The sequence below is a fragment of the Colwellia sp. TT2012 genome (assembly GCF_001440345.1).
GTDB lineage: Bacteria > Pseudomonadota > Gammaproteobacteria > Enterobacterales > Alteromonadaceae > Colwellia.
Genome location: NZ_LJYX01000003.1, coordinates 1 through 23198, shown reverse-complemented (window position 1 = coordinate 23198; position 23198 = coordinate 1). Strand labels below are relative to the sequence as shown.

General features: G+C 38.8%; 19 protein-coding genes and 1 pseudogene. 12 read left to right on the top strand and 8 right to left on the bottom strand.

The genetic code is table 11. The features are described from left to right. Positions 1 to 248: 248 nt before the first annotated feature. The 4 genes and pseudogenes from ASU03_RS01420 (at position 249) to ASU03_RS01405 (ending at position 4293) form a co-directional block, all read left to right on the top strand. Complete coding sequence (locus ASU03_RS01420) at positions 249 to 683, top strand: transcriptional repressor (RefSeq protein WP_057830195.1); 435 nt, start codon at positions 249 to 251, stop codon at positions 681 to 683. A gap of 166 nt (positions 684 to 849) precedes the next feature. Next, positions 850 to 3177: pseudogene (locus ASU03_RS01415) on the top strand (M1 family metallopeptidase). Beyond that, a complete protein-coding gene (locus ASU03_RS01410) occupies positions 3177 to 3701 on the top strand; it encodes a DUF6702 family protein (RefSeq protein WP_057830130.1) in 525 nt (174 codons plus the stop codon). The pseudogene ASU03_RS01415 and the gene ASU03_RS01410 overlap by 1 nt, the downstream one beginning before the upstream one ends. Positions 3702 to 3828: 127 nt before the next feature. After that, a complete protein-coding gene (locus tag ASU03_RS01405) occupies positions 3829 to 4293 on the top strand; it encodes a chemotaxis protein CheX (RefSeq protein ID WP_057830129.1) in 465 nt (154 codons plus the stop codon). An 86-nt stretch (positions 4294 to 4379) separates the two neighbouring features. Here the strand turns inward: ASU03_RS01405 and ASU03_RS01400 are convergent, their stop codons facing one another. From ASU03_RS01400 to mpl, 3 genes are all read right to left on the bottom strand, one after another. Continuing rightward, a complete protein-coding gene (locus ASU03_RS01400; RefSeq protein WP_057830128.1) occupies positions 4380 to 5027 on the bottom strand; it encodes a flavin prenyltransferase UbiX in 648 nt (215 codons plus the stop codon). Between the two features lie 28 nt (positions 5028 to 5055). Continuing rightward, positions 5056 to 5556 carry a peptide deformylase gene (gene def, locus ASU03_RS01395; RefSeq protein WP_057830127.1) on the bottom strand — a complete coding sequence of 167 codons (501 nt, stop codon included), beginning with the start codon at positions 5554 to 5556 and terminating at the stop codon, positions 5056 to 5058. Positions 5557 to 5652: 96 nt separating this feature from the next. After that, positions 5653 to 7053, bottom strand: a complete 1401-nt coding sequence (mpl, locus tag ASU03_RS01390; RefSeq protein ID WP_082627095.1) for a UDP-N-acetylmuramate:L-alanyl-gamma-D-glutamyl-meso-diaminopimelate ligase — start codon at positions 7051 to 7053, stop codon at positions 5653 to 5655. A 114-nt stretch (positions 7054 to 7167) separates the two neighbouring features. On the opposite strand from mpl, the gene ASU03_RS01385 reads away from it, so the two are divergent. After that, entirely contained in the window at positions 7168 to 8337 is a 1170-nt protein-coding gene (locus tag ASU03_RS01385) for a 2Fe-2S iron-sulfur cluster-binding protein (RefSeq protein WP_057830125.1), read from the top strand. A gap of 51 nt (positions 8338 to 8388) precedes the next feature. On the opposite strand, the gene ASU03_RS20980 is transcribed toward ASU03_RS01385, so the two are convergent. Together ASU03_RS20980 and ASU03_RS20975 are read right to left on the bottom strand one after the other, a co-directional pair. Continuing rightward, positions 8389 to 8562, bottom strand: a complete 174-nt coding sequence (locus ASU03_RS20980; protein ID WP_197411166.1) for a hypothetical protein — start codon at positions 8560 to 8562, stop codon at positions 8389 to 8391. A 115-nt stretch (positions 8563 to 8677) separates the two neighbouring features. Further along, positions 8678 to 8860, bottom strand: coding sequence for a hypothetical protein (locus tag ASU03_RS20975; protein ID WP_057830124.1), 183 nt, complete (start codon positions 8858 to 8860; stop codon positions 8678 to 8680). A gap of 493 nt (positions 8861 to 9353) precedes the next feature. Here ASU03_RS20975 and glnA point away from each other — a divergent pair, with 493 nt between their 5' ends. The 4 genes from glnA (at position 9354) to glnG (ending at position 14234) form a co-directional block, all read left to right on the top strand. Then, entirely contained in the window at positions 9354 to 10760 is a 1407-nt protein-coding gene (glnA, locus tag ASU03_RS01375) for a glutamate--ammonia ligase (RefSeq protein WP_057830123.1), read from the top strand. A 272-nt stretch (positions 10761 to 11032) separates the two neighbouring features. Next, positions 11033 to 11551, top strand: a complete 519-nt coding sequence (locus ASU03_RS01370) for a DUF4124 domain-containing protein (protein WP_057830122.1) — start codon at positions 11033 to 11035, stop codon at positions 11549 to 11551. A 170-nt stretch (positions 11552 to 11721) separates the two neighbouring features. After that, positions 11722 to 12837, top strand: a complete 1116-nt coding sequence (gene glnL, locus ASU03_RS01365; RefSeq protein ID WP_057830121.1) for a nitrogen regulation protein NR(II) — start codon at positions 11722 to 11724, stop codon at positions 12835 to 12837. Further along, complete coding sequence (gene glnG / locus ASU03_RS01360; RefSeq protein ID WP_057830120.1) at positions 12834 to 14234, top strand: nitrogen regulation protein NR(I); 1401 nt, start codon at positions 12834 to 12836, stop codon at positions 14232 to 14234. Before glnL ends, glnG begins: the two co-directional genes overlap by 4 nt. Before the next feature lie 57 nt (positions 14235 to 14291). Here the strand turns inward: glnG and ASU03_RS01355 are convergent, their stop codons facing one another. Then, positions 14292 to 14672 (bottom strand): MerC domain-containing protein, encoded by a 381-nt coding sequence (locus ASU03_RS01355; protein ID WP_057179431.1) that lies wholly within the window; start codon positions 14670 to 14672, stop codon positions 14292 to 14294. A 171-nt stretch (positions 14673 to 14843) separates the two neighbouring features. Then, on the bottom strand, positions 14844 to 15731 hold the full coding sequence (locus ASU03_RS01350; RefSeq protein WP_057830119.1) for a TIGR03899 family protein: 888 nt from the start codon (positions 15729 to 15731) through the stop codon (positions 14844 to 14846). A gap of 292 nt (positions 15732 to 16023) precedes the next feature. Between ASU03_RS01350 and ASU03_RS01345 the strand changes: the two genes are divergently transcribed. The 3 genes from ASU03_RS01345 (at position 16024) to fadA (ending at position 21870) form a co-directional block, all read left to right on the top strand. Then, positions 16024 to 18246 (top strand): bifunctional diguanylate cyclase/phosphodiesterase, encoded by a 2223-nt coding sequence (locus ASU03_RS01345; protein ID WP_057830194.1) that lies wholly within the window; start codon positions 16024 to 16026, stop codon positions 18244 to 18246. A gap of 279 nt (positions 18247 to 18525) precedes the next feature. Next, a complete protein-coding gene (gene fadB / locus ASU03_RS01335) occupies positions 18526 to 20694 on the top strand; it encodes a fatty acid oxidation complex subunit alpha FadB (protein ID WP_057830117.1) in 2169 nt (722 codons plus the stop codon). A gap of 15 nt (positions 20695 to 20709) precedes the next feature. Beyond that, positions 20710 to 21870 carry an acetyl-CoA C-acyltransferase FadA gene (fadA, locus tag ASU03_RS01330; RefSeq protein ID WP_057830116.1) on the top strand — a complete coding sequence of 387 codons (1161 nt, stop codon included), beginning with the start codon at positions 20710 to 20712 and terminating at the stop codon, positions 21868 to 21870. Positions 21871 to 21948: 78 nt separating this feature from the next. On the opposite strand, the gene ASU03_RS01325 is transcribed toward fadA, so the two are convergent. Beyond that, positions 21949 to 22872, bottom strand: coding sequence for a manganese-dependent inorganic pyrophosphatase (locus ASU03_RS01325; protein ID WP_057830115.1), 924 nt, complete (start codon positions 22870 to 22872; stop codon positions 21949 to 21951). Between the last annotated feature and the right edge of the window lie 326 nt (positions 22873 to 23198).

The following is a 23198-nucleotide window of genomic DNA, read 5'->3' as shown; positions in this document are numbered from 1 at the left end:
TAATTTCCTAGCAAATTAATCATCAAACAACGCCAAAAAGACAGCGCTGTCTTTTTGGCGAATAAACCTCATTGTAATGGAAGGCTATTTAAATGGCGAATGGTTTATAACGACATAATAAACCTCCCGCTAACAAGCCATGCTAGCCATCCGTTCAGCCTAAGATAAAAATATTTACGCCCTGATAAATAGCTATGCTACACTGGAAAAATAATCAGCTCTTAGACAATATATATCTAAATATCACCATGACGGCAGAATCTTTATTACAACAAGCACAACTCGTTTGCCAAAAAAAAGGCGCTCGTTTTACTAAAGTTAGAGAACAAGTATTTTTATTGCTAGCCAATCATCATGGGGCTGTTGGCGCCTACGATTTATTAGCAGAACTAAAGGAAATAGATGCTGCGGCCAAGCCCTCCACCATTTATCGTGCTTTAGATTTTTTATCTAAGCAGGGCTTTGTCCATAAAATAGAGTCGATTAATGCCTTTATAATGTGTCATCACTTCGGGGAATGTAATCATCCAGTGCAACTATTAATTTGCGACCAATGTGGCCATGTCGAAGAAATACAGTCTAATAACTTTGATTTAGCGTTGCGCACTATGGCTGATGCAAACGGTTTTACCGTTAGTCATCAAATTGTTGAAGCTCACGGTAGTTGTAAAAACTGTACTTAAGTCTAATCCCCCCCTAATCTTTACACTGATCCTAATTAATCTACTTCTTATCGCAAATATCGCTTTGTCAGTAACTCAGTAACAAGGTGTTGCTGATTGAGATATAAAACCCAGCTCCGTATTAATACATCCCATAAAAGCGTGTGCCACTCTACCTTATAAAAATATGAAAAATTCAACGTCTACTGCCTTAATAGGCCTAGTACTGGCATTTTCTGGCCTACTGTCAGCTAATAGCCAAGCAAATAAAGCGCCCTTCGATGATAAGTTCCGCCAAATGGAGCAGCTATTACCTAGCCCTAATATTTACCGTACCGCTTCAGGTGCGCCAGGCCATAAATATTGGCAGCAGAAAGTTGATTACGACATTGCCATTACCCTTGATGACAAAACTCAGCGCTTAACGGGCGCACAAACGATGGATTATCAAAATAACTCCCCTGATACCTTACGCTATTTATGGTTACAGCTAGACCAAAACCGCATGAAATGTGATTCAGCTTACAAAGCAACCAATACCGCCCCGAGTAACAAGAAAGTCACTTTTAAAAACTTTCGTGCCATGGTTGCAGCACCAGCCTTTGATGGTGATTACCAAACAACCAAAGTAAGCGCTAGTAATGGTAAGGCATTACCTTATATTATTAACGGCACTATGATGCGTATAGACCTGCCTAAGCTATTAAAGTCAGGTGCTAGTGTTGAGATAAATATAAACTGGCATTATCAACTGCACGAGCAGAAAGTATTGGTGGTAGTTCAGATTATGAATACTTTAAAGAAGATGATAACTACCTTTATGAAATTGCTAGTTGATTCCTTAGAGCTGCAGCTTATTACGATACAATGGGCTGGCAAAATAAACAATTTTTAGGGCGTGGCGAGTTCACTTTAGAGTTTGGTGACTACGACGTAAAAATCACCGTCCCTGCCGATCATATCGTTGCGGCCACCGGTGTGTTACAAAATGCAAGCGAAGTATTAACCCGCAGCCATCGTAAACGTTTAAAACAAGCAAAAACAGCTAAAAAACCGGTTTTAATCATTACGCCAGCAGAAGCATTAGCGAATGAAAAATCACGTAGCAGCAAAACAAAAACATGGCATTTTAAAGCCAAAAACATCCGTGACTTTGCCTTCGCCTCCAGCCGAAAATTTATCTGGGATGCCCAAGGTTTTCACCCGGGTAACAGCAACACTATGGCGATGTCATTTTACCCTAACGAAGGCAACCCACTTTGGCAGAAATATTCTACCGAAGCCATCATCCATACGATGGAGCAATATAATAAATATACCTTTGATTACCCGTACCCCATTTCTATTTCAGTAAACGGCCCAGTCGGTGGTATGGAATATCCGATGATAACCTTCAATGGTCCTCGTCCTACTTTGGATAAAAAAACCGGTGAAAAAACCTATTCTCGTCGCACTAAATACGGCTTAATTGGTGATATTATTCATGAGGTAGGCCACAACTACTTTCCAATGATTGTCAATTCAGATGAACGTCAGTGGACCTGGATGGATGAGGGCTTCAATAGCTTTTTAAAATTTCTTGCCGAACAAGCTTGGGAAGAAGGCTACCCCTCTCGACGTGGTCATGCCGCCAATATTACGAGTTACATGAAAAGTAATAATCAAGTACCCATTATGACCAATTCAGAGTCAATTTTACAATTCGGCAATAACGCTTATGGCAAACCAGCAACGGCATTAAATATTTTACGCGAAACCATTATGGGTCGCGAGCTGTTTGACTTTGCCTTTAAGGAATATGCCATGCGTTGGAAGTTCAAACGCCCAACGCCAGCTGATTTTTTCCGCACCATGGAAGATGCTTCAGCGGTTGATTTATCCATTGATAATATCTATTTGTATCGACCAAACAGTCAAAATCCGGATATAGAAGCCGCATGGGAGCGCGCTCAAGATAACCTGCAGCCCGAATTTATTAGCGATTCACGTAATCAAGGCCAATGGCTTCGTACTCAAGACAAGCCAGAACTATTAGATTTCTACAATGAGCATGACAAGTTCACCGCCACCAATGTCGATCGCAATAAATATAATAAGGCCCATAAAGAATTAGAGCCTTGGCAGCTAGAGCTATTGGTTAATGATAGTAAATTCTATATCATCGACTTTTCTAATCATGGCGGTTTAGTGATGCCAATTTTACTTGATATTACCTATGCGGACAGTACCACTGAGCATATATATACCCGCTGAAATCTGGCGCCGAAACAGTAAAAAGGTATCCAAGTTATTAATACGTGATAAAGAAATCACCGAGATTGCCTTAGATGCAAACTGGCAAACAGCTGATGTTAATATCAATAACAATTATTGGCCCGCGCGCCCTATTCAATCTCGTTTTGACCTTTATAAAGCCAAGAAAAAAGATATGATGCGTGATTATAATAAAAAGCTAAAAGAAAGCTCAGACGATAAAATCAATGACGAAACAGAGCAAAAAGAAGAAGACCTATAATGCTTAAAGTACTGAGCAAGCTTTTAATTGCTCTAAGCTTATACTCGGGACTAGTGGCAGTTGCCACTAGTCCCACCTATTTTTTTGGACTAAGTGATTTAACCGCCAACCCCAAAACTAAACACCTGGAAATAATCCATCAATTTACCAGTCATGGCATTGAAAATGCCATTGCTGAGCTTAAACAGATTAATTTTTCAGCAGAACATAAATATTACAACTTATATATTCAACAGTATTTTGAGCAGAAATTCTCGCTAGAAAGAAATAAAATACAAATCCCTTTAACTTGGCTGGGATTTGAAATAAGTTCCGGTAAAATCATCGCCTACCAAGAAAGTAAACAGCAAAATTTTTTACCTCAAATAGTGGTAAAAAATGCAATACTCATCGATACTTACCCTAAGCAAGTGAATACAGTTAATTTTCAAGGTAAAGATCTTAAAGGTGTCGCATTTTTTGGCAGCTTAACTTTCGATTATAGAAGAAAAGAGGCTATAATCGTTGCGCAAAGGGATCACTAGCTAAACTGCCTAGGGAATTAACGGCTTAAATTATAAAACTATTACGTTATTTGATTTACATTTGTAAAATAAGCATGCAAAATCAAAGTAAGTACTTTATTTAAAACAGTTAAGATTCGGAATCTTCATGAATGTAGAGTTTATCAACCCATTTTTATCTTCAATGCTTAATGTCATGTCGACTATGGCTCAAATGGAATTAATTCCAGAAAAACCACGGCTTAAAAAAAATGAAGTCGCCATGGGTGATGTCTCAGGTTTAATTGGTATGGTTAGTAAGCAAGCAAAAGGCTCTCTATCCATTACTTTTGAGGCAGGGCTAGCTTTAGCCACAATGAAAAATATGGTCGGCGAAGCACCCGATGAAATTAATGAAGAGATTACGGATTTAATTGGTGAAATTACCAATATGGTTACCGGTGGCGCTAAGCGTTTACTAAGTGAAAAAGGCATTGAGTTCGATATGGCCACACCTATCGTTGTTTCTGGCCCAAACCACACCATTCATCACCAAGCCAAAGGCCCTGTTATTATTATTCCGCTAAAAAATGAATTAGGCAAAGCTTATATTGAATTTAGTTTTGACGAGTAAGTCTAACGCTTACATAATAATTGCGTAAACCACATTGCTCGAAAAAAGCGACAGACTATTAAAGCCCGTCGCTTTTTTATTTCAGTTTAGCTATAACCCCAACGCGGCATAATATCTTGATCTATGCCTAGATGATCTAATACTCTAGCCACCATAAAATCAATGAGATCTTCAATTGATTTTGCTTGGTGATAGAAGCCTGGCGAGGCCGGCATAATAGTGACCCCTTGCTGAGATAGGCTCAGCATATTTTGTAAATGCAAGGTCGAGAATGGCGTTTCTCTTATCATTAGAATTAACTGACCACGTTCTTTGATCACCACATCTGCCGCTCGCTCAATCAAGTTATCACTCATACCATAACAAATAGCAGCCATGGTTCCGGTCGAGCAAGGGCAAACAACCATTTGTTTGGGCGCAGCAGAGCCTGATGCAACGGGAGAGAACCATTGCTCTTTACCAAAAACCGTTATTTGTTGTGCTTTTGCTTGATATTTGTCAGTTAGAAATTGACTAGCGGCGTCTGGAGAGCTAGGGATTTTGACTCCCGCTTCCGTATCTAAGACAATTCGCCCGGCACTTGAGCACAGTATATATAATTGATAATTTGCCGCAATTAAACATTCAATTAAGCGTAAGGCATAACCGGCACCTGATGCACCGGTAATCGCTAATGTTATTATGCCATTAAAGTCACTTTGCCCCATAACGGCCTTACTTGATTTATTTGTCATTAACTGTCCACTTACTCTTTCAATAAAGTTAGCTGTTCTTAATCATTTTTTTGACTTTCTTGAGCGCCACTTGTTTTTTAAGTGGCGATAAATAGTCAATAAATAACTTACCTTTTAAATGATCAATTTCATGTTGCATAGCAATGGCAAGAAAATCATCACTGGTAATGGTAATTTTTTTACCTTCACGGTCTAACGCTGCAACGGTAACCTTGGTAAAACGCTCAACCTCAGCGTAATAACCAGGCACAGATAAACACCCTTCTTCGCCTTTAGCTTTTTCTTCACCACTGACAATCTCTGGGTTGACTAAGACTAAGGGCTCGTCACGATTTTCCGAAATATCTATAACCACTACGGCCTCACCACGACCAACTTGTGTTGCCGCTAAGCCAATACCATCATCAGTATCGTACATGGTCTCAAATAAATCATCGATTAAACCCTGAATTTTAGTGACATCCGCAACCGGTGTTGCCGGTTTTAATAGCTTATCATTAGGGGCGGTAAGTATGGTTAATACTGTCATTTTACTTGCTTCTCTTTTTACGAATATGGTTAAACTACTATTATACCAAACGGGTTGGTATGATACGGAATGGCATTACTTAAACGGCTGGATTATTTATACGGTTATCGTCGCCAAACGATTCAATAACTTGTCATGTATACCGGCAAAACTACCGTTACTCATCACAACAATAATATCGCCCGCTTGGGCTTGTTGCGCTATATTATCCACTAATTTTTCGATATTATCTTCGACTTGGCAAGGTGGCTGGCACTGTTTGATCATGTCATCCAATGACCATTTTACTTGCTCTCCTTGATAGATAAACACCTGATCAGCATCGATAAGTGACAGAGGCAGTGCCTCTTTATGTATCCCTGATTTCATGGTGTTTGATCTAGGCTCGAATACGGCTAAGATACGCCCAACTTGAGTTTGTTGTGTTATTTTAGCACGTACAGCTGCTAATGTTTTTGCTATGGCAGTAGGATGATGAGCAAAGTCATCATAAACACTAATGCCATTGACTGTACCGCGCAGCTCAAAACGACGTTTAGTATTAATAAACTCTGCTAGCGCTTCAATAGCGATGGAGCTTGGTACACCCGCATGACGGGCCGCTGCTATTGCCATGACACCGTTATCAATATTAAAATCGCCAATGAGATCCCACTTAACTACGCCCTGTGTAGTACCGTCAAATTTAACGATAAATTCACTGCCTTGCGCATTTAACTTTTCAACTTGCCAACCCTTTTCAAGGTGAGTATCGTGCTGAGCAAACTCTGTTGCTGTCCAGCACCCCATGGCTAATGTTTCACTAATGGCTGGGTCATTGGCGGGTGACAAAATCAAACCATTACTGGGTACCGTACGGATAAGGTGATGAAATTGTTTCTGAATATCACTGAGATCATTAAAAATATCACCATGATCAAACTCTAAATTATTGATCACTAACGTACGCGGACGGTAATGCAAAAATTTAGAGCGTTTATCAAAAAAAGCACTATCGTATTCATCCGCTTCAATGACAAAAAAAGGCGCATCACCTAGTCGAGCTGAGCAAGGAAAATTTTGTGGCACACCGCCAATTAAAAAGCCAGGCGATAAATGTGCATATTCTAAAATCCACGCCAGCATACTTGTGGTAGTGGTTTTACCATGAGTACCAGCAACGGCAATGACCCAGCGGTCTTGTAGTACATTATCTAGCAACCATTGTGGACCAGAAATATACGGGATATTACGATCTAACATATATTCCACCATGGCATTACCGCGGGACATGGCATTGCCAACAATAACCATATCAATATCATCGCTGAAATTTTCTACCTGGTAACCAGAGTTTAACTCAATACCAAGTTGCTCTAGCTGAGTGCTCATTGGCGGATACACATTTGCATCAGAGCCACTGACTTTAAAACCGAGTTGCTTAGCTATAGCGGCAATACCACCCATGAAGGTACCACAAATGCCTAATATATGAAGATGTTGATTTTTTTTGCTCATAGATATAATAATCAAGGATAAAGAAGCGCTATAATTGGCGATATCATACCTTAATTACTAAGCTTTAGCTGTAAACAGGCTCCTTAAACTTAGTAGAGTAGAGTAAATTAAAAAATGGCCCTATCAACCGTGACAAAACAAATATTCCAATTAATTTGTCAAAAAATTCTAATAGAAACTCATGATGTAAAGACGTTTATTTTTGCTTACCCAAGATCACAAAATAAGTTATCTTTTCGCTACTACGCGGGCCAGCACCTCAACTTTACTTTTAAAATGGCCGGAAAAATACAATCTTGCTGTTATACCCTGTCTTCTTCACCGACAACAGTCGATTACCTTAGCATCACGATAAAGCGCATCCCACAAGGAAAGATATCTAACTATTTCCATGACCACTTTAAGGTAGGTCAGAGTATTTCTACCCAAGAGGTAGCTGGCAATTTTTATCTTGGCGAGTCTGTTCCGCCAAAGGTATTATTGTTAAGTGCTGGCAGTGGCATTACCCCAATGCTTGCCATGCTACGTTATATGGTCGCTAAACAATGTAAAAATCAAGTGGTATTTATTCATAGTGCGCAAAAAGAAACCGACTTGATTGCTCACACTGAAATTGTAAGCTTGGCTAAGCAGCATGGTAATTGCCAAATAATTTACACCCTTACTCAAGTTGCTAGTCCACAATGGTATGGTTTTCAAGGGCGATTAAATGAGCACATGCTGCACAATATTGAGCAACTTAGTCATTATCAAACCTTCGTTTGTGGACCAAAATTATTCAGAAAATCTGCTCAACAGCTATTAGCAAAATTAGGTTTACAGCCTAGCAATTACCATTACGAAAGTTATGGTGAATATGAATATTCGAAGCCAAGTGTTAGCTCAACTAATACAAATGTCCTTGCTATTAATGCAGTTGTCAATTCTGCTAATACAAGTGTCAATTTTGCTAAGAAAAGCAATACAATGCCCAATACGATAACTGAAAATAAAATAGTAAAACCAACGGACAAAAACGCTAAAATATCGATTTTCTTTAACCGTTGGCATAAAAAATGCGAAGGTAATAAAGAAGATTCACTACTTGAGCAAGGGGAAGCGGCCGGTTTAATATTACCTTATTCATGTCGGGCTGGTTGTTGTGGCAGTTGTAAAGCGAAATTAATAAGCGGGCAAGTCAAACAACATTCAACCAATGGCTTAACTGCGGTAGAAAAGCAACAAGGCTATATTTTACTTTGCAGTTGTAACGCGTTAACCGATGTTGTGGTGAGCCATGAATAATTGAGACGTTTAGCGTTTTAAAGCGCTAAAAATCATAGCTAAAACTGACTACTAAACGGTAATTGCTTTTAAATGGTGGCTATTGCCACCAGAGGCTGCATCAAGCATTTGTATATTATATGAAGCATCGAAATCAATATCGCTTGATACTTCAAAGGAAAAATCCGTACCTAAGGTTAAGCCAAATGAATCTTCACTATGACTGGCATCATCTTGCATATCCAAAATTTAATTTTTTGCTCACTTGGACTGACATTAACATCTCAAGTCGTTCAACTTACATCGTGTTACCCTGGCCTAAATTAATATAGCCATCCCATAAGTCTCTTTCATTTTTGTCCTAAGAGGCTATAGATAAAAGGCTATTTAAATCATAGTGAGTAGTAACACCATGTTTAACTAAAGATAATTCACCCTCTTTTAGCACTAAATAACCTTCCGCTATAGTGCCATCAAACATACCAAAACTTTGCCATTGCTTACTACGTAACTCAGTTACATCGTGCCAATCTATAGTCTGCATATTAAGTCCTCACTATCGAACTCTAATTTCAGCTTACACGGAGACTATCAATTTCTTCATAAATGCTCTCATTCATTAAAGGCATGAACTTTATAAAAATCCTCAAAAGTCAGCAATATAAATACAAAAAACACCCATTAACATGACTATAAATATCAATAAATGCGATCTTGGCCTTATATTTGAAACATAACAGGTGAAATAAGTATAAATTCTTAGAGGCAACTAGCTAAATATATTCTATAGTAGATTCTTACATGACTTATCGGTGCACCAAAAAAGAGCAATACGAGCACAGTTTCGGTGCATAGCGTAAGGTTAAAACAATAAAAAAGCTTATTAATCAATGAAGTTAACCTTGGCACGATTTTAGCTTATTCAATGAACAATAATAGATGAATATTGATGGTAGCGAACCTTATAACTTCATCCATGTTAAAACTTACTCGGCTATTTCAAAAATTTATAAAATTAACCTCACTGGAGAGACAAAATGTCACAAGCAGTATTCGACTTAATTAAAGAACACGATGTCAAATTTATTGACCTTCGTTTTACTGATTCAAAAGGTAAAGAACAACACATTTCAATTCCGCATCACCAAGTAAATGAAGACTTCTTTGAAGACGGTAAAATGTTCGATGGTTCTTCAATTGAAGGCTGGAAAGGCATTGATGAGTCCGACATGGTTATGATGCCTGATGCATCAACGGCAGTACTAGACCCATTTACTGAAGCGGTAACATTAAATATTCGTTGTGACATTTTAGAGCCTAGCACTTTGCAAGGCTACAGCCGTGATCCACGTTCGGTAGCCCATCGTGCTGAAGAATATTTACGCAGTACTGGCATTGCTGATACGGTATTAATTGGTCCTGAGCCAGAATTCTTCGTTTTTGATGATGTACGTTTCCACACTGATATGAGTGGTTCTTTCTACAAGATTGATGATAAAGAAGCGGCTTGGAACTCTGGTACCAAATACGAAGAAGGTAACATGGGTCACCGTCCTGGTGTTAAAGGCGGTTATTTCCCCACAGCTCCAGTCGATTCTTCTCAAGATTTACGTTCAGCCATGTGTTTAGTGATGGAAGATATGGGCTTAGTGGTTGAAGCGCATCATCATGAAGTAGCTACTTGTGGTCAAAATGAAATTGCTTGTCGCTTTAATACCTTGGTTAAAAAAGCAGATGAAGTACAAATCTATAAATATGTAGTACATAACGTTGCTCACGCTTACGGTAAAACAGCTACTTTCATGCCTAAGCCATTAGTGGGTGATAACGGTACGGGTATGCATGTACATCAATCACTTGCCAAAGATGGCGTTAACTTATTCTCTGGTGATAAGTACGGCGGTTTGTCTGAAATGGCGATTTTTTATATTGGCGGTATCATCAAGCACGCTAAAGCATTAAATGCTTTCACTAACGCTTCAACTAACTCATACAAGCGTCTTGTCCCTGGTTTTGAAGCACCTGTTATGCTGGCATACTCAGCAAGAAACCGTTCTGCTTCAATCCGTATTCCTATGGTACCTACACCAAAAGCAATGCGTATCGAAGTTCGCTTCCCTGATCCAACGATGAACCCTTACTTAGGCTTCACGGCAATGTTAATGGCTGGCCTTGACGGTATTAAAAATAAAATTCATCCTGGCGAAGCCATGGATAAAGATTTATACGACTTACCTCCAGAAGAGGCGGCACAAATTCCACAAGTTTGTTCATCATTTGAAGAAGCCCTTGATGCCTTAGAAGCGGACAACGACTTCTTAACCGTAGGTGGCGTTATGGATATCGATATGATTAATGCTTACATTGGCCTTAAGCGTAAAGAAATTGAACTATTAAATGCGACTACTCACCCGGTTGAATTTGATATGTACTACAGCGTTTAATTTCGCCTAACACTATCTTGGTAGCGCTTGACGCTCATTAGAAAAAAGCTCACTTAGGTGAGCTTTTTTATGGGTTAAATAGCAACATCGGAACATAAAAGTAACAAGTTTTTCATAATGCACCTTAAAGTGTTACTTATTGACAGATAAAATAATAAAAACATTTTTTTGTATAAATTATAGCTATATACTTATATTAGCGTACATTATGGAACGATGCGGATGTTGATGTTGATGTTGAGCACCCAAGCACAGGAACAATTTAACGAACTATGATCAAGTTATTGCTATTTTCACTATTGGTAATTACATTAGCTGCTCCTGTGCACCCAAGCACCGCCAAAATTTATGTCTGGCGTAATGAAAAAGGTGTATTAGTTTTTTCGGACTCTCCCCGAGCAGGTGCTGTAGAAGTCATAACTAAGCCGGGTAATATCATTCAATCAAGCACCTCTATTGAGACTAAAGTACTCGATATCTCGCCGCAAGAGACCATCGAAGAATACGAAATAGTTATCAATACACCTAAAAACAATGCCACAATCCGTGATAATACTGGCTCTATATATATTGGCGGGGGTATCAAGCCAAGATTTAAATCTGGGCTAGAAGTACAATTACTTCTTGACGGCAAGCCTCATCAAAATCCACAAAAGCACTCTATGTTTTCTCTAAGAAATATTGATAGGGGTGAACATAAAATAAAAATGTTATTACTTGATGAAGAAGGCAAGGTTATTGCATCATCAGCATCAGTAACGTTTTATATGCATAGAGCTTCAACTAACTAAGTTAACCATTTAACTATCAGCCCCACGCTATCAAAGAGCTAGCAAGAGATCTAAAAAAGTTAACTATTGCTAGTTCAACAAAATAATACTGCATATAAAACATTTCTTTAGTAAAGTTGCATTTAACGCACCAAAGTAGTGCGATATGATGTATCTCCCTGAGGTTTTTTATGCACAGTCGAAGTTATATACAAGAGCAGAAGTTATCCTATCAGCAATCTCTCGCTAATCAATTGGTGACTGCCGTCATTATTCTCAATGCAGAACTAGCCATCGTATATGCAAACCCTGCTGCCGAGGCACTACTAAACAAGAGCCTTTATCGTTTATATAATACCTCAGCTGAAAGCATTTTTGCCAAGACCAGCATTAATAGCACTCGTTTAAAACAACTCATTGCCACCGGTCAAGAGTTTACCGACAGCGATATAGTAATTGAACTCAATGAAAGTCATCGCTTTACCGCAGAAGTTACCGCGTCTTCGGTCGAGTTTGCACAAACCCCTCATGTATTACTTGAATTCAAACAAATAGACCAACAAAAACAAATAAGCCTAGAGGTTTTTCAGCATCAACAATGGCTTGCCGCCCGCGACCTAATAAAAGGCCTAGCCCACGAAATTAAAAATCCACTTGCGGGTTTACGTGGTGCAGCACAATTATTAAGTAAAGAAGTCAGTGAGGAGCAACAAGAGTACACCAGCATGATCATCGAGCAAGCTGATAGACTGACAAATTTAGTGGATCGTTTACTTGGTCCAAATCAATTACCGCAAATAAAAGCACATAATATTCACGGTATACTCGAAAAAGTTTGTCAACTGGTAAGTTATTCAAATGGACAAAAATTTCATTTATTTCGTGACTATGATCCCTCACTTCCCCAGGTTGAATGTGATCAAGAAAAACTGCAACAAGCAGTACTTAATATTGTTAATAATGCTATTCAAGCGATTGATGAAATACATGACATTACCATAAAAACACGTATCGCCAGCAATAAGACCATTCATGGTAAACGCGTTAAGTTAGCCGTTCAAATTAGTATTATTGATAATGGCCCTGGTATTCCGAGTAAAATTCAAGATACTTTATTCTACCCTATGGTGTCTGGACGTTCGAATGGCACAGGATTAGGTTTGTCCATTGCGCAAACCCTGATCAATCAACACCAAGGTAAACTATCGTGCCATAGCCGCCCTGGTCATACTGAATTTACTATTTTACTCCCCTTGAAACAGCAGCCGTTAAATCAAACACCTTTATCACAAGAGAATGAATTATGATCACAGAACAAGTGTGGATAGTTGACGACGATAGCTCCATTAGGTGGGTGTTAGAAAAAGCCTTTGCCAAAGTTAATATGAGTTGTGCCGCCTTTGAAAGCGCTGAAAATTTATTAATTGCCTTGGACCATGGCCAACCAGAGGTGATTATTTCTGATATTCGTATGCCGAATATGGATGGCATGGAGTTATTAAAAAAAATAAACAAACAGCATAATCATATTCCCGTGATCATTATGACGGCACATTCTGATTTAGACAGTGCCGTTAATGCCTATCAAGGGGGTGCCTTTGAATATTTACCTAAGCCATTTGATATAGATGAAGCTATTAACCTTACTAAACGTGCGTGTACACATGCTAGAGAGCAAAATGAAAAAAAGCAACAGCAAAAAAATGTCCCGTTAGCGGCGGGGTTAATTGGTGAAGCGCCCGCGATGCAAGAAGTATTTCGTGCCATTGGCCGATTATCTCGCTCAAGTATTAGTGTATTAATTAATGGTGAGTCCGGCACGGGTAAAGAATTAGTTGCGCAAGCACTACACTCCCACAGTCCTCGAGTAAATGCCCCTTTCATTCCATTGAATATGGCCGCTATTCCAAAAGATCTCATTGAATCTGAATTATTTGGTCATGAGAAAGGCGCTTTCACCGGTGCAAATGCAGTTCGACAAGGTCGATTTGAACAAGCCCATGGCGGGACACTATTTTTAGATGAAATTGGCGATATGCCACTAGAAATTCAAACTCGCCTTTTACGGGTACTCTCTGATGGACAAGTCTATCGGGTAGGAGGACATTCACCTGTCCAGGTTGATGTTCGAATAATTGCCGCTACTCATCAAAACCTTGAAGAACGAGTAAAAAAAGGAGAATTTAGGGAAGACCTATTTCATCGTCTCAATGTTATTCGAATTCACTTACCTAGCCTTAGAGAGCGTAAAGAAGATATTCCACAACTAAGCCAACATTTTTTAACGCAAGCTGCTAATGAGTTGAGTGTAGAGGTTAAAACATTAAGTAAAAAAGCCAGTGCCTTTCTCAATAACTGTCATTGGCCAGGCAATGTTAGGCAATTAGAAAATATGTGTCGGTTTTTAACGGTAATGGCAAGTGGTCAAGAAATACTGATTGAAGATTTACCGAATGAATTAACCAAAATTTCTACCCCTTTAAAACATGAAGTAAATGCGTGGCAGGATGCGCTCAGCGACTGGATGGACCAAGAATTAGCCCAGGGAAAAAATGCAATTCTCGATTATGCTCAAATTGAATTTGAAAAAATAATGCTCGAACGAGCGTTAGTATTCACCCAAGGCCATAAACAAGATGCAGCAAAAAAACTGGGCTGGGGAAGAAATACTTTGACGAGAAAATTGAAAGAATTTAATGGCTAGTAACTAATATTATTAATAATAATATTAGTTACTTAGGGTGACACACAATTACTGTGCTTAACTATTACAAGCCTCATCTTCACATCGTTTACAGCTGTTGCACAGTTTGATATTGATAAAATGAGCAGCAATGATGAGGCTAGCCCCACCAATGATAAAGTACGGCTCCAACTCTTGAGAGAAGTCATGTTTTATCCAATACAAGGCAACGCCTAAATAAAGCAAATAGAAAGGATAAAGTCGTTTATGGTAGCGTTTAAAGCCAGAAAATAAGGCAATGCTACCTAGTGCAGCGGTCATCAGCAGAAAAACATGCTCCCAAGCGTGGTCAGCTAGAAAGCTTAGCCCCATTAAAGGCAACATAGGCAATAAAATAGGTAATAATATGCAATGTAATGCACATAAGGAAGTTGCTGTAATGCCTATTCTGTCTAACATGATTATTCCGCGAATCTCGATTAATTTACCTTCATTGGCCAGTTCCGGCCCTCAAAATGAGATACTATCACAATTGATATAATATAACATTAGTAAATTAACGCTAAGGGTGCAAATCTAAAACGCCCCTGATAATCACAGCAAGATACAGTGCCGAAAATTGTCTTTGTTTTAAGCACTATTAATGACAAAGTATTGCGTTAATTTACTTTTTAAATGCTCAAAGAAATCATCATTACTTTTATCACTAATCAAGTGAGCAAGTTCAGCCCCTAGTGGTGTAAACTTATAAAATTGCAGGCAAATATTGCTTTTTTTTGCGGTTAACTTTAACGGTAAACCGTTATAAGTAAATTGTAGCACTTCGCCTTTATTTATTAAGCTCGATTCACTTTCCTGTAAATATATAAGGTGATTCTCTGATAAAGCTAATAAATCAGCGTAATTCAAACCATAATGGCTTAAGTTACAATATAGCTGTCGCTGCTTAGAAAAAAAATTAAATAAACCCGGCTGTTGATAAGCACCCGTGATTAACCGTATGCTCTTTTTATTGGGATCTTTTATCGCTAATGCGCAAGCTTTCGCTAATAATTTCGCATCAAAAATACTCATATCACGAAAAACCTGTAAGGCCTTAAATGAGAATGCGCCTGGCTTTGTCAGTTCTCCTGCTAAAATTTTAGCCCATAGATCTTGCATTGTGGGGTTACTTACCTCTTCGGACAAAGTAATATAGCGAGTAAACCAGTCCAGATCAGTTCTTTGTCCTATTTCAAAATCCGCACAATAGGCTAACGTCTTTTGCATAATATTTTCAATATTTTTCTGCTTACGTAATTGGCATAATCTAGCTCGCCTAGCTGTTCTATCTTCGATGAGCATTTGTTTATCTTCAGGCAATAAGGCACCGTCTATGGCGAATTTTTTTGCCAGCTTAAAAAATTGCTGAGAAACAGCGGCTTCATCTGGTGTGTGACTCAATTTATTCGTTGTCACTATTAAAGTATCATCCGCATCTTTTTCAGGTACCAAAACTGTTGATTTTTCTTTATTCACTTTGCTAACTCCTTCTCGCAATATATTAAGATAAAGTAGCTATAATTCACCTGATGGTCAATACTTAGTGGCTTGAATCATTGAACTACATGATAAAGTACTGTTAAGCGGACAGCAATCCATTCAATTTATTATAACTTACCGAAATAAATAAATTTTTTTTGTAAACAGGCTTTTAATCTCCCCTTCAATAGTGTAAAAAAGTAGTATTAGGTTATAGTTAAGCTAAATAAAATACATTTCAATTTTAACTGGGATATTTGTAATAAATATGCTTAGTTATGAGGGCAGTATGCAAGCATCCGAAAATTCAAACGATGATTTTTTATTCATTGATGATAGTAATGAAGACGAGATTTTAGCGTTTGGCAGTGATGAAACTTGGCAGATTTTAATTGTTGACGATGATCCGGAAATTCATTCAGTTACTCAATTAGCATTGTCCGATTTGATTGTATTAGGCCGCCGCCTTGAGTATTTACATGCTTACTCAGGTAAAGATGCCTGTCAGCTCATTAAAGATCATAAGGATATTGTTCTTGTATTACTCGATGTCGTTATGGAAACGGATGATGCTGGCTTAAATGTAGTAAAATACATAAGAGAAACATTACAACGAAAAGATATCCGCATTGTTTTGCGTACAGGACAACCTGGCTATGCTCCCGAAGAAAGTGTAATCAAAGAGTATGATATTAATGACTATAAGACAAAAACCGAGTTAACTCGCCGTAAACTGGTAACAACCGTTTTTGCCGCCATTCGCTCTTTTCAACAAATAGCCACGGTTAATGAAAACCGTTTAGGCTTGGAAAATATTGTCTCAGGCGCCACCGAATTGTCTTCTCAACACTCTCTATCTACCTATAGCCAAGGCGTTTTGTCGCAATTAAAAACCCTGATAAATGAAGATATTTCGGCCGTTTTTTGCGCTAGAGGTCAAGGCATTATCGACAATATTGATGACTTAAGTTTTTATGTACTTGCGCAAATAGGATTTGATGATAGCTTAATTAACCAAAAGCTAGAAATGCTACAAAATGAGCAAGCCAGTAAACAAGTAAAAGCTTGTTTCTTGCAACAAAAGCACCAATACCTCGATGACAGTCTGAATTTATACGTTGCTAAAGGCGACTATCGTTCGGTTATCCACGTAATACTGTCCAGTCCTTTAACTGAAACACAAACGCAACTACTCAATGTTTTTTTATCCGGTGTAGCTGTCGGTTACGAAAATGTCCATTTGTTCCAAAAGCTCACCAATGCCGCCTATAAAGATTCGCTAACCAATTTACCCAACCGTTTAGAGTTCGTACGCTTACTTGACATCTTTGCACAAAGTGAACAAAAAAACCAAGTTGCAGCCTTAATTGACATTAATCATTTCAGCGATATCAACGATGCATTAGGACAAGATATAGGTAACAAACTTCTTTCTGCTATAGGTCAGCGCATGCAAAGTATCGATTGTGACTGCCAATTTGCCCGTGTCGGTGCAGATGTTTTTGGCATTATTGGTCCTGCTGATTGTTTAACTCCTGAGAGTTTAATGGCTTTATTCCATCAACCATTTAAGGCCGGTGAGCAACATCTTCCTATCAATGCTTGTTTTGGCCTTTGTACCAAAGAACATGCACAAAGCAGTGGTGTTCAAGTTTTAAATCAAATTAATATTGCTTTAAATATTGCAAAAAAGAATCCTCTCGAGCACTTTTCTTATTATCACCCCGATATCGAAGATCAAATGCAGTGGCGATTAAATATGATCAGCCAACTACGCAAAGATTTTGCCAATAACTGCCTGGAACTTTGGTATCAGCCACAATTATCATTAGGTACCAGGAAAGTCATAGGCGCTGAAGCCTTACTTCGATGGCGTACAACTGATGGAACATTTATTTCTCCTGCTGTTTTTATTCCTTTAGCTGAATATTCAGGTTTAATTATTGAAATTGGTGACTGGGTGATTAACCAAGCATGTAAACAATTACAAACGATGGAGAATGACTTCGCCGACATTAGTATTTCAGTCAATGTCTCGATACCTCAGTTTCGACAAGATAATTTTGTTGATAATGTTATTAACACTATGACTCAATATAAAATCAGGCCAAATAAACTTGAATTAGAAATTACTGAAAATATTTTAATGGACGAACCACAAATAATCATTGATACCTTAACCAAGTTAAAAGCCCAAGGGATCAGCATAGCATTAGACGATTTTGGTACTGGCTTTTCATCATTAAGCTATTTACAAAAATTGCCTCTTGATAGACTAAAAATTGATCGTGCCTTTGTCACTGATATTCACAAAGAGGGTCAGTCCATTATTGCTGAAACCATCATAATTTTGGGTCAAAAAATGAAACTTAAAGTAATTGCTGAAGGTATTGAAGAAATTGAGCAAGAAAAACGCCTAATTGAACTTGGCTGTGATGAAGTCCAAGGTTTCTATTACGCTAAGCCAATGCCAGCAAGTGATTTCATTAACTTTCTCCAGCAACAAAGGTAATACCTATAATAGACCATTAAATTGGCACTACCTTTTTAAGCGTAAACAATCTATTAACATACCCAGTCATATTTCGCTGGGTATTTTTTTGCATGCATTATTATACTTTTTCCTAGTAAACAAACAGCCAATTAAAACAACCGTTTTAATTTTATTGCATTTAACTTTTATTCAAGGCACACTCAGTCAGCTATTATTAGTTATCTAAGTTTTTATAGAGTTAAAAAACTAGATCAATCATCAAAAATCAACACCACTTTTAGGTGAAGGAGACGAAGCATGATATATCAAGGCAACAGCCTTTCAGCCCAATTACTCGAAGACGGCATTGTCGAACTTAAGTTCGATGCTCAAGGATCAGTAAATAAATTTGATCAAGCAACTTTTGAAGAATATATTGCAGTAGTTGCAGCAATTAACAACTGCAGTGATGCTAAAGGCGTTATGGTTACCTCAGGTAAATCAACATTTATTGTTGGCGCGGATATCACTGAGTTTTTAACTTCATTTGGTCAGCCAGAAGATGAATTAGCCGCTTGGGCAAAGAAAGCATCTGATGTTTTCGATTCATTTGAAGATATTCAATTACCTACCATTGCCGCCATTAATGGTGTTGCATTAGGCGGTGGTTGTGAAATGGCTCTTGCCTGTGATTACCGTGTTGCAGATACTACCGTAAGCATTGGCTTACCAGAAGTTAAGCTCGGCCTTATGCCTGGTTTTGGTGGCACTGTCAGACTACCTCGACTTATCGGTTTTGATAATGCAGCAACTTGGATGTCAACTGGTAAAGCATTTAAACCGGCGGCGGCACTTGCACAAGGCGTTATTGACGCAGTTGTTGAACCAGAAAATTTACGCAGTGCTGCTATTAGCATGCTTAAATTGGCGATTAATGGCAAGCTAGATTGGCGTGCTAAACGTCAGCCTAAATTGGAAGCATTAAACTTATCTCCGACAGAATTAATCATGTCATCGACCACATGCAAAGGCATGATTGCTGCAAAAGCTGGCAAACATTACCCTGCACCAATGGTGATGATAAATACCTTGATTGCTAGTGCTAACTTAGATCGCACTGGTGCAATGGCTGCGGAGAATGCAGGTTTTGCCAAATTAGCAAAAACTGATGCAGCAACCGCACAAATTGGTTTGTTTATGGCAGACCAAGTCATTAAAAGTAAAGCCAAAAAAGCAGGTAAACTGGCAACTAAAATTGTCAAAAAAGCCGCGGTATTAGGTGCAGGCATTATGGGTGGTGGTATAGCCTATCAATCAGCCTATAAAGGCACGCCTATCGTTATGAAAGATATTAATGACCAAGCACTTGATCTAGGTTTAACGACAGCAACGGGCATCTTAACTAAACAAGTTGAACGTGGTCGTATGGATGCTAAGAAAATGGCTGATGTGTTAAATAACATCACGCCAAGCTTAAGTTATGACAGTGTTAAAGATGTAGATATTGTTATTGAAGCCGTTGTTGAAAACCCTAAGATAAAAGGCATAGTGCTAGCTGAAGTTGAAGGCGTAATCAGTGACGATGCTATTCTTACTTCTAATACCTCGACTATCTCAATTGATTTATTAGCACAAAGCTTAAAACGTCCGCAAAACTTTTGTGGAATGCATTTCTTCAATCCCGTAAATAAAATGCCATTAGTTGAAGTAATTCGCGGTAAAGATACCTCGGATGAAACGATAGCTGCTGTCGTAGCATATGCCGCGAAAATGGGTAAGTCGCCGATTGTTGTTAATGATTGCCCAGGCTTTTATGTCAATCGTGTTTTGTTTCCATACTTTGCTGGCTTTAGTCAATTAGTACTTGAAGGTGCTGACTTTAGCGCTATCGATAAAGTAATGGAAAAACAATTTGGTTGGCCAATGGGTCCAGCATATTTGCTTGATGTAGTTGGTGTTGATACGGCTGATCACTGTACCGGTGTTATGTCAGCTGGTTTCCCTACCCGCATGAAAAAAATTGCCAATGACCCCGTTAGTACTCTTTATGCTAATGAGCGTTTTGGTCAGAAGAATGGCAAAGGCTTTTATGATCACATGAAAGATAAACGTGGTCGTCCAATAAAAGTACCTGCTCCTATTGCATACGAATTACTTGGCCAACATTGTGCTGATAAAAAAGACTTCAGCAGCGAAGAAATTATTGCTCGCATGATGATCCCTATGGTTAATGAAGTGGTACGTTGTTTAGAAGAAGGTGTAGTTGATACTGCAGCTGAAGCTGATATGGGCTTAATCTATGGTGTTGGTTTTCCACCATTTAGAGGTGGTGCAATTCGCTATTTAGAAACACTTGGTTTAGATAACTTCATCGCAATGGCGGATAAATATGCTGATTTAGGTGAAATTTATCAAGTAACTGATGGCCTACGTGAGATGGCAAAATCAGGTAAATCTTATTTCACCACCGATGTTAAATCAACTTAAGCCGAGGAGAATAAAATGAACGAAGTTGTAATTGTAGACTGCATACGAACTCCAATGGGTCGCTCTAAGGCCGGCGTTTTTCGCAATGTACGTGCTGAAGCATTATCAGCACACCTAATGAAACAAATTTTAGTACGTAACCCAGCATTAGACCCAGAAGACATTGAAGATGTTATTTGGGGCTGTGTAAAACAAACTAAAGAACAAGGTTTTAATATTGCACGTAATGCATCATTACTTGCTGGTTTACCAAAATCGATTGCTGGTGTTACGGTTAACCGTTTATGTGGCTCTTCTATGGAAGCGTTGCACCAAGCGACTACTAGTATCATGGCTGGTCAAGGTGATGTATTCCTAATTGGCGGTGTAGAACACATGGGTCACGTACCTATGATGTATGATGTTGATTTTGATCCTGCGCTAAATAAACATATTGCCTTAGCCTCTGGAAATATGGGCTTAACTGCTGAGTTATTGGGTAAACAACACGGTATTACCCGTGAAATGCAAGATGCTTTTGGTGCACGTTCGCATCAAAAAGCCCATGAAGCACACTTGGCTGGTCGTTGGGACAATGAAATTGTTGCCACACAAGGTCATGATGCTACAGGTGCACTAACGTTAGTTGAGCATGATGAAGTAATTCGTCCTGACACAACGGCTGAAAGCTTATCAGCATTGCGTCCAGTGTTTGACCCAGTGAATGGTACTGTTACTGCGGGAACGTCTTCTGCTCTTTCTGACGGCGCTTCAGCAATGTTAATTATGTCTGCTAAGAAAGCAAAAGAACTAGGTTTAACAGCTCGCGTTAAAATTCGTGGCATGGCCGTTGCTGGTTGCGATCCTGCAACTATGGGTTATGGCCCTGTTCCTGCAACGAATAAAGCTTTAAAACGTGCCGGTCTATCAATTGCAGATATTGAGTTATTTGAATTTAACGAAGCTTTTGCTGCCCAAGCACTTTCTTGTGTAAGAGCATTAAAAGTTGAAGATAAAATGGATCAAATTAACTTAAATGGCGGCGCTATTGCCCTGGGTCATCCTTTAGGTTGTTCAGGTACGCGTATATCCGGCACCTTGATTAACTTAATGGAAGGCCAAGATGTCAATATTGGTTTAGCCACTATGTGTATCGGCTTAGGTCAAGGTATAGCAACAGTATTTGAACGTGTTTAGCTTTAAATAACTGACATAAAAAAACCCAGCAACTGCTGGGTTTTTTCTTTTAAGCAATTAATAATTACTTAAGAATAGCTACTTAAGAAAAATTTCTTGCAACGGCGGAACTACTTGTTTTTTCCGGCTTAACACACCGTCTAACCAAGCTTTGCCATCGTGTAATGCAACACCAAAGGCTTGTTCAGCTAAGGTATCGCTATCACTGGCGACTAATAGCTCAGAGCCTTCTTTCATAATATCAGTCAAAAGTAAAAAGACACTATGACGGCCACCTTCAACTTTAAGTTTTGCTATATCAGCATGCAACTCATCTTTGATGTCATCAAAAACGGATAAATCAATGACTTCAAGTTGACCAATGCCAACCTTATGACCATTCATATTAAAGTCTTTAAAATCACGTTTGACTAAAGTTCGAATAGGGGTTCCTGCAACGGCAGACTTAATCCTAAACATGTCCATGCCTAGTTCTTTAAAGTCTTCTATACCGGCAATTTCTGCTAAGGCTTCGACACATTTTATATCTGCCGTGGTACAGGTTGGCGATTTAAAAATAACAGTGTCACTTAAAATGGCGCATAACATGGCTCCCGCTATATTTTTAGGGATCTCTACATTATGAAAATCAAACATCATCTTAATGATTGTATTGGTACAACCCACCGGACGTACCCAGATTTCAAGTGGTGAAGTCGTGGTCAAATCACCAAGTTTGTGATGATCAATAATCCCTAGAATAGTTGCTTTTTCTATATCATCTGGAGCGAGTTCAAGATCACTGTGATCGACAATATATACGCCCTCTCCTGCATAACTAGTCTTTAGCTCTGGCTGTTCAAAGCCAAACTTATCTAAGATAAATAGTGTTTCTGGGGTAAGTTCACCTAAACGCGCAGGAACAGTCTCCTCACCTAAGGTTGTTTTTAAATATGATAAAGCGATAGCAGAACAGATTGAATCTGAATCTGGTATCTTGTGTCCTACAACGTAATTTGGCATAAAAGTGCTCTCCTTTAAATTAGTGACATTCTACCAAAGTAAGTATTGAAGTGGCATAGTTAATTTGGCCACCTACTGGGAACTTGTTCGCGCCTTAAAAAATGCCCGTACCCCGTAAGCGGGAATTTATTCACGCAGGGAGCTTGTTCGCGCTTCGAAATTTATTCGCGCTTATTTGTAATGGTTTCAAATCCCAGATAGCAAAAAGACCGATTCTTATCAATCGAGCTTCTCAGTGCCTAAGCACAAATAGAAGTTTAGCAATGTCCCGCTACGCTCGCACATGGGCTTACCTGCAACATAAGTCACACTACCATCGGCGCAAC

What these genes read in the sequence shown, in the direction of transcription:
- ASU03_RS01420 (WP_057830195.1), top strand. Translation starts at nt 249, where the DNA reads ATGACGGCAGAATCTTTATTACAACAAGCACAACTCGTTTGCCAAAAA.
- ASU03_RS01410 (WP_057830130.1), top strand. Translation starts at nt 3,177, where the DNA reads ATGCTTAAAGTACTGAGCAAGCTTTTAATTGCTCTAAGCTTATACTCG.
- ASU03_RS01405 (WP_057830129.1), top strand. Translation starts at nt 3,829, where the DNA reads ATGAATGTAGAGTTTATCAACCCATTTTTATCTTCAATGCTTAATGTC.
- ASU03_RS01400 (WP_057830128.1), bottom strand. Translation starts at nt 5,027, where the DNA reads ATGACAAATAAATCAAGTAAGGCCGTTATGGGGCAAAGTGACTTTAAT.
- def (WP_057830127.1), bottom strand. Translation starts at nt 5,556, where the DNA reads ATGACAGTATTAACCATACTTACCGCCCCTAATGATAAGCTATTAAAA.
- mpl (WP_082627095.1), bottom strand. Translation starts at nt 7,053, where the DNA reads ATGAGCAAAAAAAATCAACATCTTCATATATTAGGCATTTGTGGTACC.
- ASU03_RS01385 (WP_057830125.1), top strand. Translation starts at nt 7,168, where the DNA reads ATGGCCCTATCAACCGTGACAAAACAAATATTCCAATTAATTTGTCAA.
- ASU03_RS20975 (WP_057830124.1), bottom strand. Translation starts at nt 8,860, where the DNA reads ATGCAGACTATAGATTGGCACGATGTAACTGAGTTACGTAGTAAGCAA.
- glnA (WP_057830123.1), top strand. Translation starts at nt 9,354, where the DNA reads ATGTCACAAGCAGTATTCGACTTAATTAAAGAACACGATGTCAAATTT.
- ASU03_RS01370 (WP_057830122.1), top strand. Translation starts at nt 11,033, where the DNA reads ATGATCAAGTTATTGCTATTTTCACTATTGGTAATTACATTAGCTGCT.
- glnL (WP_057830121.1), top strand. Translation starts at nt 11,722, where the DNA reads ATGCACAGTCGAAGTTATATACAAGAGCAGAAGTTATCCTATCAGCAA.
- glnG (WP_057830120.1), top strand. Translation starts at nt 12,834, where the DNA reads ATGATCACAGAACAAGTGTGGATAGTTGACGACGATAGCTCCATTAGG.
- ASU03_RS01355 (WP_057179431.1), bottom strand. Translation starts at nt 14,672, where the DNA reads ATGTTAGACAGAATAGGCATTACAGCAACTTCCTTATGTGCATTACAT.
- ASU03_RS01345 (WP_057830194.1), top strand. Translation starts at nt 16,024, where the DNA reads ATGCAAGCATCCGAAAATTCAAACGATGATTTTTTATTCATTGATGAT.
- fadB (WP_057830117.1), top strand. Translation starts at nt 18,526, where the DNA reads ATGATATATCAAGGCAACAGCCTTTCAGCCCAATTACTCGAAGACGGC.
- fadA (WP_057830116.1), top strand. Translation starts at nt 20,710, where the DNA reads ATGAACGAAGTTGTAATTGTAGACTGCATACGAACTCCAATGGGTCGC.
- ASU03_RS01325 (WP_057830115.1), bottom strand. Translation starts at nt 22,872, where the DNA reads ATGCCAAATTACGTTGTAGGACACAAGATACCAGATTCAGATTCAATC.